Source organism: Aeromonas jandaei, assembly GCF_037890695.1.
GTDB lineage: Bacteria > Pseudomonadota > Gammaproteobacteria > Enterobacterales > Aeromonadaceae > Aeromonas > Aeromonas jandaei.
In genome coordinates this window covers 2,411,403-2,425,118 of the sequence record NZ_CP149571.1, presented here as the reverse complement: position 1 = coordinate 2,425,118, position 13,716 = coordinate 2,411,403, and the positions used below count along the sequence as shown (strand labels likewise).

Here is a 13,716-nt window from a genome sequence, read left to right as displayed (position 1 = left end):
CGAAGGACGCCGCATGCACATCAAGGACAAGTTTCTGGCCGCTCTGGTCATTCTCTGCTGGGGGCTCAACTTCGTCGCCATCAAGTGGGGGCTGGAGGGAATTCCCCCGTTGCTGCTGGGGGCGCTGCGCTTTGTCGGTGTGGTCTTTCCCGCCATCTTGCTGGGTCCCCAGACCCGCCATGCCCTGGCGCTGGCTGCTGGCCTATGGCGGCGCCATCAGTCTGGGCCAGTTCTCCTTTCTGTTCTGCGCCATGAAGTTCGGCATGCCGGCTGGCATGGCCTCGCTGGTACTGCAATCCCAGGTGGTGTTCACCCTGCTGTTCGCCATGATCTGGCTGGGTGAGCGCTGGCAACACCACCACTGGGTAGCCCTGCCGCTGGCGGGGGCCGGCCTCTATCTCATCGCCACCCATGGCGAAGGCAATCTCACCCTGCTCGGCTTCGTGCTGACCCTCTGCGCGGCCGCCTGCTGGGGCCTTGGCAACGTCATCAATCGCCAGATCGGGCTGCGCTATCAGACCACCCTGCCCAGCCTTATCGCCTGGGGCGGAGTGGTGCCCATCCTCCCCTTCTTCGCACTCTCCTGGCTGTTCGAGGGGCCGGAACTGATGACCAGCAGCCTGCTCAATATCAGCTGGCAGGGTTTCCTGTGCGTGCTCTATCTCTCCTTTGTCGCTACCTGGCTCGGCTACGGTCTGTGGGGGCGGCTGCTGATGCGCTATCCGGTGGCGCAGGTAGCGCCCCTCTCCCTGCTGGTGCCCTGTGTCGGCATGGTGGCGGCAGCCCTGCTGCTGGACGAGCATCCCACTGCGTTGCAGTGGCTGGGCTCTGCTCTGGTGCTACTCGGCTTTGTGGTGCATCTGCTGGGCGGCCGGCTGCGCTGGTTCAAACCACAGGCCGCCTGATCCGTTATTTGCCCGCCGCCATTGACCGGGGCGAGGAAAATTTCCATCATGAGCCAGCCCCCAACGGGGCTGAAGCCACCATCAGGTGACCTGCAGGACGCAGCTATCAGGAGAGCAAGGATATGCCATCGACATTCACCGCCGGATCCCGGATCATCCCGCGCCTTCTTCGCACCAGTGCCATCACCCTGACCCTCTGTTTGAGTCACTACAGCTGGAGCGCCATCCTGCCAGCCGATTTGAAGTGGGAGAGCAACAACACGGATCCCGTTTACGCGGATCCTGCAGCCAAACGGGGGGGAACATTCCGCGACTTCGTCACCAGTTTCCCCCTCACCCTGCGCAAGTTCGGGCCTGACTCCAATGGTGCGTTTGCTGCCTATGTCAGGGAGACCAACCTGCCGCTGCTGGCCACTCACCCAATTACCGGCAACCCCATGCCGATGCTGGCGAGTGAATGGGCTTTCGGCTCCGACAACAAGACCCTCTATTTTCGCATCAACCCGAAAGCTCGCTGGTCGGACGGCCAACCGGTTACCGCCGATGACTGGGTGTTTACCCTCAAGATGATGCGCAGCAAGGAGATAAACGATCCCTGGTACAACAACTACTACAGTACCCAGATTGTCGATGTGACCCGCTTTGACGACCACACCCTCTCCATCTCCAGCGGCATTGCAAAGAGTCGCCAGGATCTGCTGGAGTCACTGCCCATCAGCCCGGAGCCGAGCCACGCCATCAAGCTCACCAGCAATTGGGTCAAGGAGTACAACTGGAAGGTGCTGCCGGTCACCGGCCCCTACCAGATCGACGAGGTGAAGAAGGGCAAGTCGGTCACTTTCAAACGGGTCAAGGATTGGTGGGGCGATGACGAGCGCTACTTCCAGCACCGCTTCAATCCCGCACGACTCGAGATCAAGGTGATCAGGGATCAGAACATCGCCTGGCAGCACTTCCTGCGCGGCGAGCTCGATACCTTCCCACTGGTGATGCCCAACTGGTGGCATGACAAGAGCAAAACGCCGGAGTTCGAGAAGGGCTATATAGAGCGGCTGTGGTTCTACAACCAGACCCCGCAATCCCCCACGGGCCTCTATCTCAACACCGCCGATCCGCTGCTGAGCGATCTCGATGTGCGGCTCGGCATCCAGCACGCCCTCAATATCGACAAGATGCTCACCACCCTGCTGCGCGGTGATTATCAGCGCCTCAACAGCTACGGCGCAGGTCAGGGAGATTTTACCAACACCGAGCTCAAGGCGCGGCCCTTCGATCCGAAACTGGCGCGCACCTACTTTGCCAAGGCGGGCTTTACCTCCGCCGGCCCTGACGGCATTTTGCAAAATGGCAAGGGAGAGCCGCTTACCCTGACCATCACCTACACCACGGCAGAGCATGCCCAACGTCTGACCCTGCTGCGAGAGGAGGCCAAGAAGGCGGGGCTCAATCTGGAGCTAAACCTGATGGACGCCTCGGCTGGCTTCAAGTCGATACTGGAGAAAAAGCACCAGAGTGCCTGGATGGCCTGGAGTGCTGGTCGCTACCCCGCCTACTGGGAGCACTTTCACAAGATCAACGCCCACAAACCGCAAACCAACAACATCATGAACATCGATGACGAGGCGATGACCGCCCTGGTAGAGCAGTACGACAAGGCTTTCGATTTTGGCAAAAAGGCCGAGCTGTCGCGCCAGATCCAGCAGCGGCTCTATGAGCTCGCCAGCTTCGTGCCCACCTATCAGGTGCCCTACACCCGTGATGGTGCCTGGCGCTGGATAAAACTGCCCAAGGTGCCCGCTACGCCCAAGAGCGAGTTGCTCCACTGGCCCCTCGATGGCGGCAACAGCGGTTACAGCTATGGCGGTCTGTTCTGGATCGACGAACAGGTAAAAAATGAAACGCGGGAGGCCATCAAGAGCGGCCAGAGCTTCCCTACCGTAACTCAGGTCGATACCCGCTTCAAGCAGCCCTGAGCCAGCGGCAGATACAAAAAGACCCCACACACTGGCGGGGTCTTCTTTTGCAACCGGTTTTTTGCAACCTCAGTTGCTCGCGTCGAGCTGGGGGCGATTAGCCGCGCTTGGCCTGCTTCTGGGCAATAGCGTCAGCGATGTCGGCCGGCTCCAGCACAATGCCTTCCTGATCCGGAGTCGGGAACACGGCGACGCACAGTTCGTCCTGCTCCATGCCGTCGATCCAGCGATCAAGCCACACCTTGAGGGTGATGGACTGCGGCTTGCACTCGGCCCACTCCCCTTCGGCCCACGCCTTGGCGTATTCCGGGTGCGGCCATACCGGGATGCAATCTTCATCGTCGGTAGTCAGCATCATGACGCCGTGCTCGTCGGTCAGTACAAACAGCTCTTCATGCTCGACCAGCTTGCTGATGAAGTGATCGTAACGGTAGTCAGCGTTCAGTTGCAGCGCGGCATTGCGCTCGGTGTCGCTCAGTTCATAGCTCATTGGCCAAGTCTCTCTCAATCGATAAAGGGCGCCATGTTCACATCTTGTGGTCAGCTTGTCCAGCCTGCCCCCCCCTGACGCCAGACGGGGGAAGCGAAACGCCCATAAGGATAGAGCAGGGAGCCGGATAAAAAAGCCAGGCTCGCCATATTGGCCGGATTAAAACACCGGGGTGATCAGCTCCACATCCGGTGTTTCACTCAGTTTTTGCCGCAGCCAGTAGGCTGACTCGACCTCGACAAAGCAGAGTTGCTCCCGGCCACTCGCCGCCGCGCTCATCAACTGCTCGAAGCGAAGTTGCTGCTGCGCCAGCCAGGCTGTCGCCAGTTTGGCGCCGTGCGCTTCATCGACCACTTCGCGGCGCAGCTCGAACAGGTTGTCACTGATGGGGCTGTTGATCTTGGCCGCACTGTGCCAATACATCTGGAGATTCTCCATCATCTCGGCATCGTAGTTGGCAAGGGCATCCAGCTCGGCAGTCGCCCCCTCCTTACCGGTGGCAAAGTCACACCAGCCGGCATCGAGACTTGCCAGTTCACGGGCCTGAGCCCCTTTGGCATGCTTGCGCAGTTGGGCAATATCGCTCCCCTTGCGGGCAGGCAACCACAGATCACCCTCATGGCTCTCCAGCAAGGAGGTCAACAGAGAGACGGGGTAGACCGGAAAACCGGCAGAGTGTGAATGCAGCAGGGATACCAGAGTGATCTTGACCATGAGCAATACCTTGAACTGGGCGAACAGTCGCAAGCGAACCGTCCGGTTAACAGGAGGGCTCTATCCTATCACGTTTGGCATGGTGAGGGGCTTGCGAGGAGAAGTGGCAACCATCTGATTACGCCCAAAAAAACAGCACTCGGCAGGGTATGGCAGAGACAAAGACCAATACTTTGAACCAGCGCCCACTAAAGTGGATCCGGGAGTGCTAGTTTGCATACATCTTTAGCGTAAGGAGTAGATCCATGATTGGTATCGATCAGATTTCTGATGACGTAATAAACCAGTTGAAGATACTGGCATGCTTTGATCCGGCCAACATGAGCCTGGGCATCAAATTACGCAGCGACATGTCTGAAGAGCTGTGCCAGGCAGCGGTTCACCTGCATCAGCAAGGGCTCATCAGTGCCGAAGATGGCGGCTACCTCACCCCGTTTGGCATGACCATGGTAGAGCATCTGCAGCACCTGCTGGTCGCACTCAAACCGCTTTGACCGGCTGGGGAGCCCACAGCGAAAAGTTGAGCAGCTCCCAGCGCTCTCCCTGATGGAGATGACAGGCAAACAGCAAAGGACGCTTCGGGTCACTTTTACTTTGCCATCGACCAGCCACTCTGACTCCCTGTCGGGGATCAGGCGGGCCTCAATTTCATCCGGTTGCCGCTCTTCACCTAGCCGCACATGGACAAACTGCTGGCAAACCCGCTCAGCCTCCATGGCGGCCTGCACCGGTGCGGGTTCATCCACAATCGGGGTCAATGCAGTCAGGAGCAACAGGGTCTGGAACATGATTCACACACCGTATGAGTCAGGAACAAAGGCCATATAAACAAAAAGCCGTGGTACCAGAGGCACCACGGCTTTCTTAAATTCTGTAAGAATTACAGAGCAGTTACGTTCTCAGCCTGCGGGCCTTTCTGACCTTGGGTCACAGAGAACTGTACGCGCTGACCTTCAGCCAGGGTACGGAAACCGTTACCTTGAATGGCGCTGAAGTGAACGAAAACGTCCGGGCCGTTTTCTTGCTGGATGAAGCCAAAACCTTTGGTTTCGTTGAAAAACTTAACGGTACCGGTGATCATGTTAGACATATCTTTAAACCTGTATTCAAAATAATTACTTATGCTTTTCAGCGGGTAAAGCTCAAAAAACGGGATTAATTTATGAACAACAGGAAAAGATGTAAAACATCAAATTCATTGACATAACTATCGCCCTTTCAAGCTGCCTAGGATTATACGTGGCTTTGTAGATTACGCAAACAAATTTGTGCCCTGCCAACGGCAGGGCACAACCGTTACAGGGTCGGCGCTTCCAGCGCTTGTACCAGTGCCTTGAGGAAGCGGGCCGCCTCGCCGCCGGTACAGGCTCTGTGGTCAAATGTCATCGACAGCGGCAGTGCCCTCACCGGACGAGCCTCGCCATGGATGAACACCACTTTCTCGAACAACTTACCCGCCCCGATGATGGCCACCTGCGGCGGCGTCACGATAGGGCTGGCATAACGGCCTGCGATGGCGCCGAAGTTGGTGAGCGTAATAGTCGCCCCCTGCAACATCTCGCGGGGCACAGCACGCGCCTTCACATCGGCGATCATCCGATCCAGCCCCTGCCGGATATCTGCCCCCTCCCGCTCGGCTACGTTCTCCATCACCGGCACATAGAGGCCATGTTTGGAATCCACCGCAATGGCCACATTGACCTCTTTGAACAACCGTCTTGACAGGGTTTCACCATCAAACCAGGCGTTCATCGAGGGCTCGGCGCGGCACGCCACGCCAATGGCCTTGATAAGGCGCACCGTCACATCCTCATCAGGGCGCCAGTGACGCAAATCCACCTCGTCGGTGATGCTGACCGGCACCACCGTCTGATGAGAGAGCTCCATCGCCTTGGCCATGGCTCGCCGTGACCCTTTGAGGAATTCGTTGCCACTGCTCTGCTGGGCCTCGAATGCCTGCTGCACATCCAGTTCGGTCACCATACCGCCGCTGCCACTTCCCTTGATCCGGTCGATATCCAGACCCAGTTTTTGTGCCAGCAGTCGCACCGCTGGCATGGCTTGTACCAGCGAGCCACCCGGGGCAATGGCCCCCACCACGAAGTGATCCTCGATATGCTGCTGATGGGCACTCACCTTGCCCACCACGGTGCCATCATCTTCGCCCCCCTCGAATTCCACCAGCGGCGCACCGATATGGAGGATATCCCCCTCGGCGCCGCAGAGACGGGCAATCACCCCGGCCACCGGAGAGGGTACATCCACCAGCGCCTTGGCCGTTTCCACCGACAACAGCACCTGATCGACCTCGACGGTATCACCGGCACTCACCTTCCATTCGACGATCTCGGCTTCGGCCAACCCTTCACCCAGATCAGGTAATTTGAAAAATTTCATAGCCACTGGTTCTCCATCAGCTGGTGAGCGGCATCGGCGATATCCTGCTCGGTGATGAGGTAATACGCTTCGTTGCGATAATAGGGCACGGCGGCATCCACGCCGGTCAACCGTTTGGGCGGCGCCTTGAGGCAGGGAAGTGCCTGCTCGGTCACCCGCGCTACAATTTCGGCCCCGACCCCGAAGCTGCCACACGCCTCATGCACTACCAGCAAGCGACCGGTTTTGCGCACCGAGGTGAGGATGGTCTCCATATCCAACGGCTTGATGGTGGCCAGATCCAGCACCTCGCACTGAATATCCTGCTCGGCCAGCAGGTTCGCCGCCCGCATCACCTCCTGAATGCAGGCTCCCCAGGCCACTACCGTGATATCCCGGCCCGGGCGCAGGGTGAAACAGACATCCAGCGGCAAGCCGACACCGTCATCCACCACCTCGGATTTCATCGAGCGATAGATGCGGTCCGGTTCAAAAAACATCACGGGATCCGGATCACGGATAGCCGAGAGCAGCAGGCCATAGGCGCGTCTCGGGCTGGAGGGGATCACTACCCGTAGCCCGGGAATATGGGCAAACAGTGCCTCGACGCTCTCGCTGTGATGCTCCGGCGAATGGATGCCTGCGCCATAGGGAGAGCGATAGACAAGGGGGCAGGAGAGGCGACCTCGGGTGCGGTTTCGCATCCGCGCCGCCTGACAGATGATCTGCTCCATCCCGGGGAAGATGAAGCCCTGAAACTGGAACTCAGCCACCGGCTTGAGCCCCTGGGTCGCCATGCCGACCGCCACCCCGGCGATCAATCCCTCGGCCAGCGGCGTGTCGATCACCCGCTTGAAACCGAACTTGTCGCGCAGGCCAACCGTGGCACGAAACACCCCGCCGTTGACCCCCACATCCTCGCCCAGTACCACCACATCAGGGTCGTGCTCCATCTCGTAGTGAAGGGCCATGTTGACCGCTTCCAGCAAACTGATCTCACTCATGGCCAACCTCCTGCTTCATCCCCTTGGCAATCACTCGCTCGCGCTGGGGCAAGAGTTCGGCGGGCAGGCTGGCGTAGTGATAATCGAGCATCGCCTCCGGCGGCTGGGGCGCCATCGCCTCATAACGGGCGACCGCCTGCTCTACCTCTCGGGCGGCCTCCGCCAGCAGGCTCTGCTCCTGCTCTTCATCCCACCAGCCCTGGCTGTGCATGAACTGGCGCAGCCGCTTGACCGGCTCCTTGGCCCAAGCGGCCTCGACCTCGGCCCCATCGCGATAGCGAGTGGCATCGTCGGCCGTGGTGTGATCGCCGAGGCGATAACTGACCGCCTCGATCAGGGTCGGCCCCTTACCGCTGCGGGCCCGTTCGACGGCACTGCGGGCGGCATCGTAGACCGCCACCACATCGTTGCCATCCACCTGCAGGCTGCGCACCCCGGCGCCAATCCCCTTCTGGGCCAGCGTAGGGGCGCTCGATTGCAGCTTGCGCGGCACCGAGATAGCCCACTGGTTGTTGTTGACGATGATGACCATCGGCAGGTGCCAGACACCGGCGCAGTTGAGCCCCTCCAGAAAATCCCCCTTGGAGGTGCCACCGTCGCCAATGGTGACCACGGCGACGCGCGGTTGATTACGCAGTTTGAAGGCCGAGGCAATACCGCAGGCGTGGGTGATCTGGGTGGCGATGGGGACGCAGATTGGGAGATCTTCAGAGGGAGTCCCATCGGGTTTGAGAAAATAACTGCCCCGTTCGTCACCACCCCAATATTGCAGGTTCTTCTCCATCGGCACGCCCCGCACATAGAGGGTGGGCATGTCCCGATAGTAGGGAACGTAGACATCCTGCGGCTGCATGGCGAGCCCAATGCCAATCCCCACGGCTTCTGCGCCGAGATGGGAGGGAAAAGTACCGAGTTTGCCGGTTCGTTGCAGCGCAATCGCTTTTTTGTCATAGCTGCGCACCATCACCATATTGCGGTAGAAAGTGTGCAGTATCGCCTTGTCCAGCCAGGTCGGTAAGGTGGCGACCGGGCACCCTTCCGCATCGAGGTAACGAAGGAAAGGGATGTCGACATGGGTCATAACTGGCTCCTTGCCGTTGTAGGCGTCACCGATGCTGGTGACACTTAGATGTAAATACCTTGTTAAATAAAAAGCAAAGGGATTTACTCAGGTAAGACCAGTAGAAACTTCTTTAAAGTAGCGAAGGAGCTGAATTTTCGGCGATGAGTTGCAAGGTATGCCGTAAATGGTGCAACTTTGCAGCGCTGAATGCAGGATGCAAAATGTGAAAAAGGGGAGCCTTGCTCCCCCATTGAGTTACTCAAGTCAGCAGTTACGCCAGCCACTGTTGCAGCTGGCGGGCCATGCCAACTGGCAGCAAGTGAGCGCGACTCAACAAGCGGCTACGCCAGGGCTCGGCCAGCAAGGTGGGGCAAATTCGCATCTCCCGTCCCCGGTCAGTCACGCGCACCAACCTGTCGATAAGAGTCTCCAGCGGCGGATGCGTCGGCCAGTGGGGATAGAGGTCGGCAGTCGCAATCCCGGCCAGCTCGCACACCCGCTCCTCTTTCTCATCACCCTTCCCAGCAACCATTGGCCAGGGGTGAAGGACATGCAGCCAGCCCGGCCATGCAGCCTCCAGCAACTGGCCCAGCGTCGGCTGAGCAAAGTAGGGATCCCCTGCGGCTTTGAGCAGATGGCGCGCCCCCGCCAGCACCACCACGCCGCGAGCGGGAAGTGCAAGAAGACAGTCGGCCAGCGCCTGATCCCGCCCCCTGTTGTGCTGCTGCCACCGCTCCGGGCTCATCTCCTGCCACTCGAATGAGGGCTCGCAGAGATGCACCCGCAGCCGCACATGTTCAGGGCGCGCCATATTGCTCTGGCGCAGAGCGGAAAAGAGAGCCGGAAACTCGGGGGCCATCCAGGCGGGGAAGGCGCAGGAGTCGAGCCAGACTGGATAGAGCCGTGCCAGCGTCAGCGGCTCACCCTGCCAGCTCTCCTCCCCCGCCAGCCATGCATCGAGCAAGCCCTGATGGCGGCGGTTGCCGCACTCCAGCACCAGATCGGTCATGACTCCCCAGAGCGCCGGATCGCAGAGCCAAGCGTGCTGGCACCGGATAAAATCCGGGTGCCAGTGCGGCTCCCCCAGCCCTACCAGCTTGCCCGCCAGCAAGGCTTCCCGGATGGCGGCAACCGGGGTCATGCGTCCCCCTCCTGCCGGATGTTCGGTTGTTGTCCGACCCCATCGACCCGCTCACCAATAAGGGCGCCGACCTTTGCCAGCCAGTCGGGATGCACCATCTCCTGATGCAGGCAGGGGAAGCGCTCATAGCTGATTTCCCCTTTTGTCAGCGACGCCCAGCCACGTCCATCCAGCCAGGGTTGGCGGTAGGCTGACGCCTCGATAAAGATGACGTCCCCGTGGTAGCAGTAGTCGACCGGCTCACGGATCAGTCGGTTGTTGTGGCCCACCAGCTCAATCATGGCGCTCACCACCTGCTCGTCGAGCATGGCCAGCGCACTCCCCTCCGCTCCCAGCCTGGCCACCACGTCACCCCGAGTAAGGGAGTCAAGCGCCTCGTCCGCAACCGCAATGCCTCCCATCCGCAGCAGCGCATCGAGCATCCGCCGCTCGTCGGGCAACGGCTGGGTCTGCCACTGCTGGCAGGGGTAGGCATCGAGCAGCAGCACCATGGCCACCTCCTGTCCCTGCTCTTGCAGCATGGCGGCCATCCGGTGCACCAGCATACCCCCGAGCGACCAGCCGAGCAGCCAGTAGGGCCCCTCGCTCTGCTGACGACGCAGCTCGGTCACATAGTCGAGGGCCAGCTCGTCGAAGCTGACAGGCTGCGGGGCATCCGGCTGACAGAGCGCCCGCGCCTGCAGGGCATAGACCGCCATGTCGGCCGGCAGATGGGGCACCAGCGGCGCATAACACCAGCCGAGCCCGCCGGCGGGGTGGACGCAAAAGAGAGTGGGGCCCGATGTACCCGACTGCGTACCGGGCGCCCGCAGGGGCAACAGCATGGGCATGGCCTCCCGCTCGCCGCCAAGACTGCGCGCCAGCTGGGCGGGGCTCGGTGCTTCGAACAGGCTGGCCAAGGTGAGAGTCTGTCCTATTGATTCCTCAATACGCACCACCAGCTGTGCCGCCAGCAGGGAGTGGCCGCCGAGGGCAAAGAAGTTATCGTCGGCGCCGACTCGCGCCAGCCCCAGCACCTCGGCGAAGAGGCGACAGAGCCGCTCCTCCAGCAGGGTTTTCGGCAACGCCTGACCCACCGCCGATGTCATATCAGGCAGCGGCAGCCCCTTGCGATCCAGCTTGCCATTGGGGGTGAGTGGCAGCTCGGCCAGGTTTACCAAAAGTCCCGGCACCATGTAGTCGGGCAACGCCGCGCCAAGGGCGGGTGCCAACTCGGCCAGCGTCAACTCTCTGCTATCTATGGCCACCACATAGGCCACCAGACGGCGATCGCCGGGGGCAAATTCGGGGGCCAGCACCACCGCCTGCGCCACCCGGGGATGGCGCAGCAGCACCTGCTCGATCTCCTCCAGTTCGATGCGCTGGCCGCGGATCTTCACCTGAAAATCGAGGCGCCCCAGATACTCGATGGCACCATCCTCGCGCCAGGCGGCCAGATCGCCGCTGCGATAGAGCCGTCCCGCCCCGAAGGGGTTGGCAATAAAGCGCTCGGCGGTGAGCTCGGGCTGGCCAAAGTAGCCATCCGCCACCTGCACGCCGCCGATCCAGAGCTCCCCCGCCACACCGGGCGGCACTGGCTGCAACCAGGGGTCGAGAATGTGGATACAGGTATTCCAGACCGGATAGCCGATGGGCACGCTGGTCACCGCCTCATCTGCCCGGCAGGGATACCAGGTGACATCCACCGCCGCCTCGGTCGGGCCATAGAGGTTGTGCAGGGGGGCTGAGAATGTCCCATACCAGCGTTGCACCAGATCGGCGGGCAGCGCCTCGCCGGAGCAGAATACCTGGCGCAGTGCCCTGCAACGCGCAGGTTCGGCTTGTGCGACGAAGATCTGCAGCATGGAGGGGACAAAGTGCAAGGTGGTGATCCCGGCCTGCTCAATCAGCTCGGCAAGGTAGGCGGGATCCTTGTGGCCGCCCGGTTTGGCGAGCACCAGCCGCGCTCCGGTCATAAAGGGCCAGAAGAATTCCCAGATGGAGACATCGAACCCGGCCGGGGTCTTTTGCAGCACCCGATCCGCCGGACCGATGGGATACATGTGCTGCATCCAGAGCAGCCGGTTGACGATGGCGCCATGGCTCACCACCACCCCTTTGGGCCGACCGGTCGAGCCGGAGGTGTAGATGATGTAGGCCGCATCTTCCGGCTTGGGGGCTGGCAGCTCACAAGGTGCTGTCGTTGCCAACTCTACCGCCGCCAGCTGCTCTGCCACACCGGGGGCATCGAGGCAGACAAGTGGCGCGGCCACATCGAGCGGCATCCGCAAGGTGCAACTGGTCAACACCAGCGCAGGATCGCTGCTGGCGAGAATGTAGCCGATCCGCTCCGCCGGGTAGTCCGGGTCAACGGGTACATAGACGGCCCCCACCGCCATGATGGCCTGCTGGGCGAGAATAAGCTCGGGAGCGCGCGGGATCACCACCGCTACCCGACAACCGGGGCCCACGCCCCTCCCCGCCAGATAGCATGCCAGCTGGCGGGTACGCTGGCGCAGCTCGGCCACACGCCAGCGCTCGGCGCCACACTCCAGCGCGATAGCACTCTGATCTGCCGCCGCCAGCCCTTCGGCCAGCAGTGCGCTCAGAGTGGTAGTCGGCAGCGGATGGTCGGTCTGGTTCCAGCGCGCCAGCTCAGCCTGCTCGCAGGGCAGCAGTAGCGGCAAACGCACCGCTTCGGCCTCGTCATCCGCCTCACTCCAGGCGGCCAGATAGGCCAGCAGCCGGGCCAGATGACGCTCGCTCTCCTGATGGCTGAAGCGCCCCTGACGGGTTTCGAGGGTCAGGGTCATAGCGCCTGCCTCCTCGGCAAAGTAGAAAGCGCACTCCTCCACCGACCCCGCCGCCAGCACCTGCACCTCGCCATGAACCTGGTTGTGCCCTTCACCAAAGCTGAGGGTGCGGGCAAAGGGCATCAGATTGACCTGAGGGCCAAACAGCGGCTGGCCCGGCTGACGCTGTTGCAACCACTCCTGACGGCAGCCCTGATGGCGGCGCAGGGCGGCAAATTGCCGCTCGACCAGTGCCAGCAACTCCCCTACCCGGCTGGTGCCGCTCAGCTCGATGCGCAGAGGCACCACATTGACCTTCATGCAGGGGGTATCGGCCGCCGCTGAGCCCAGCCGCCCCATCAGCGGAATACCCAGCACCACCTCGCCAGCGCCACTCATCCGCTGCACATAGCTGGCCACCGCCGCCAGCAGCAGGCTGTAGGGGTGACAGGCCGAACGACTCGCCCGCGCCACCAATGCCTGCCACTGGCGGCCAGCAAGCCGTTGTTCAAGACGATATGTGGGGCCCGGCCCTTGCGCCGGACGGCGGGAGAGCGACGCCGGGTTCTCCACCCCGGCCAGCTGCTGCACGAAGAAATCGCGATCCCGCGCGGCGCGCGGCGAATCCTGATAGGCCGCCTCTTCGGCCAACAACTCCTGCTGGCTCGCATAACGGCAGGGGGCTGGCTGCTCGCCGGCGCAGAGCGCCTCATACCAGCTCGCCACCCGCTGGCAGAGCAAACTCAGGCCAAAGCCGTCGATGGCGATATGGTGCACGGCGATAAACCAGGCCCACCGCCCCTCGCCAAGGCGATAGAGGGTAGTGGCAAACAGCGGCCCCCCGGCCAGATTGAAGGGGACGGCCAGCTGCGCACGCATCTCGGCCTGCGCGGCTGCAAGCGGGTCGGCTTCGCTGCGCAGATCCCGCTCTGCCAGCTGCCAGCAAGCGGGATTGGCCACCATCTGCGGGCCATCGGCAGTGGCCACAAAGGCGCAGTGCAGACCGGGGATCTCGTCGATGGTCTGACGCACCGCGCGGGTGAAGTGATGGGGAGCCAGCGCCCCCTCCAGCAGCCAGTATTCGCCGGTGTTGCAGGCGGGGCTCTGCGGGTATTTTTGCTGGGCAAACCAGATACCCGCCTGAGCGGTGGTTAGCGGCCAGCGCGGGTGCTCACCACGCTGGTGGGTGGCGCGCATCGCCATTGTCTGTTCCATGGGAATGTCCTTGCGCAAACATCGAGCGGGCAGCGGCTTGCCCCTGCCCGCATGGCTGAAAAGC

Annotated in this window: 10 protein-coding genes and 2 pseudogenes; 3 read left to right on the top strand and 9 right to left on the bottom strand. The window is 61.6% G+C overall.

Features of this window, described 5'->3' with window-relative positions; translation table 11 throughout:
- Positions 1–13: 13 nt before the first annotated feature.
- Both WE862_RS11625 and WE862_RS11620 read left to right on the top strand, forming a co-directional pair.
- Positions 14–905, top strand: a pseudogene (locus WE862_RS11625) (EamA family transporter).
- A gap of 122 nt (positions 906–1,027) precedes the next feature.
- A complete protein-coding gene (locus WE862_RS11620; RefSeq protein ID WP_042033312.1) occupies positions 1,028–2,878 on the top strand; it encodes an extracellular solute-binding protein in 1,851 nt (616 codons plus the stop codon).
- A 97-nt stretch (positions 2,879–2,975) separates the two neighbouring features.
- Here WE862_RS11620 and WE862_RS11615 read toward each other — a convergent pair whose 3' ends face one another.
- Together WE862_RS11615 and WE862_RS11610 are read right to left on the bottom strand one after the other, a co-directional pair.
- Positions 2,976–3,368, bottom strand: coding sequence for a DUF2750 domain-containing protein (locus WE862_RS11615; RefSeq protein ID WP_033113422.1), 393 nt, complete (start codon positions 3,366–3,368; stop codon positions 2,976–2,978).
- A gap of 159 nt (positions 3,369–3,527) precedes the next feature.
- Positions 3,528–4,082 (bottom strand): hypothetical protein, encoded by a 555-nt coding sequence (locus WE862_RS11610; RefSeq protein ID WP_042033483.1) that lies wholly within the window; start codon positions 4,080–4,082, stop codon positions 3,528–3,530.
- Positions 4,083–4,327: 245 nt separating this feature from the next.
- On the opposite strand from WE862_RS11610, the gene WE862_RS11605 reads away from it, so the two are divergent.
- A complete protein-coding gene (locus WE862_RS11605) occupies positions 4,328–4,576 on the top strand; it encodes a TIGR02647 family protein (RefSeq protein ID WP_042033311.1) in 249 nt (82 codons plus the stop codon).
- Here the strand turns inward: WE862_RS11605 and WE862_RS11600 are convergent.
- The 7 genes and pseudogenes from WE862_RS11600 to WE862_RS11570 all read right to left on the bottom strand — a co-directional run bounded on the left by WE862_RS11600 (position 4,563) and on the right by WE862_RS11570 (position 13,652).
- Positions 4,563–4,870 (bottom strand): annotated as a pseudogene (locus WE862_RS11600) (hypothetical protein). The gene WE862_RS11605 and the pseudogene WE862_RS11600 sit on opposite strands and share 14 nt — an antisense overlap.
- A gap of 92 nt (positions 4,871–4,962) precedes the next feature.
- Positions 4,963–5,172 carry a cold-shock protein gene (locus tag WE862_RS11595; protein ID WP_005302803.1) on the bottom strand — a complete coding sequence of 70 codons (210 nt, stop codon included), beginning with the start codon at positions 5,170–5,172 and terminating at the stop codon, positions 4,963–4,965.
- A gap of 206 nt (positions 5,173–5,378) precedes the next feature.
- Positions 5,379–6,479: a dihydrolipoamide acetyltransferase family protein gene (locus tag WE862_RS11590; RefSeq protein WP_042033309.1), complete on the bottom strand. Its 1,101-nt coding sequence runs from the start codon at positions 6,477–6,479 to the stop codon at positions 5,379–5,381.
- The gene (locus WE862_RS11585) at positions 6,476–7,462 is read right to left on the bottom strand and encodes an alpha-ketoacid dehydrogenase subunit beta (RefSeq protein WP_041209833.1); all 987 of its coding nucleotides are present in this window, start codon (positions 7,460–7,462) and stop codon (positions 6,476–6,478) included. Before WE862_RS11585 ends, WE862_RS11590 begins: the two co-directional genes overlap by 4 nt.
- Positions 7,455–8,543, bottom strand: coding sequence for a pyruvate dehydrogenase (acetyl-transferring) E1 component subunit alpha (gene pdhA / locus WE862_RS11580; protein WP_042033308.1), 1,089 nt, complete (start codon positions 8,541–8,543; stop codon positions 7,455–7,457). Before pdhA ends, WE862_RS11585 begins: the two co-directional genes overlap by 8 nt.
- 253 nt (positions 8,544–8,796) lie before the next feature.
- On the bottom strand, positions 8,797–9,666 hold the full coding sequence (locus WE862_RS11575) for a hypothetical protein (protein WP_042033306.1): 870 nt from the start codon (positions 9,664–9,666) through the stop codon (positions 8,797–8,799).
- A complete protein-coding gene (locus tag WE862_RS11570; RefSeq protein ID WP_042033304.1) occupies positions 9,663–13,652 on the bottom strand; it encodes a non-ribosomal peptide synthetase in 3,990 nt (1,329 codons plus the stop codon). Before WE862_RS11570 ends, WE862_RS11575 begins: the two co-directional genes overlap by 4 nt.
- Positions 13,653–13,716: the final 64 nt, after the last annotated feature.

Bases quoted from the DNA above. Each gene is read 5' to 3' on its own strand.
- WE862_RS11575 (WP_042033306.1), bottom strand. From the start codon at position 9,666: ATGACCCCGGTTGCCGCCATCCGGGAAGCCTTGCTGGCGGGCAAGCTG.
- WE862_RS11570 (WP_042033304.1), bottom strand. From the start codon at position 13,652: ATGGAACAGACAATGGCGATGCGCGCCACCCACCAGCGTGGTGAGCAC.
- WE862_RS11595 (WP_005302803.1), bottom strand. From the start codon at position 5,172: ATGTCTAACATGATCACCGGTACCGTTAAGTTTTTCAACGAAACCAAA.
- WE862_RS11605 (WP_042033311.1), top strand. From the start codon at position 4,328: ATGATTGGTATCGATCAGATTTCTGATGACGTAATAAACCAGTTGAAG.
- WE862_RS11615 (WP_033113422.1), bottom strand. From the start codon at position 3,368: ATGAGCTATGAACTGAGCGACACCGAGCGCAATGCCGCGCTGCAACTG.
- WE862_RS11610 (WP_042033483.1), bottom strand. From the start codon at position 4,082: ATGGTCAAGATCACTCTGGTATCCCTGCTGCATTCACACTCTGCCGGT.
- WE862_RS11590 (WP_042033309.1), bottom strand. From the start codon at position 6,479: ATGAAATTTTTCAAATTACCTGATCTGGGTGAAGGGTTGGCCGAAGCC.
- WE862_RS11620 (WP_042033312.1), top strand. From the start codon at position 1,028: ATGCCATCGACATTCACCGCCGGATCCCGGATCATCCCGCGCCTTCTT.
- WE862_RS11585 (WP_041209833.1), bottom strand. From the start codon at position 7,462: ATGAGTGAGATCAGTTTGCTGGAAGCGGTCAACATGGCCCTTCACTAC.
- pdhA (WP_042033308.1), bottom strand. From the start codon at position 8,543: ATGACCCATGTCGACATCCCTTTCCTTCGTTACCTCGATGCGGAAGGG.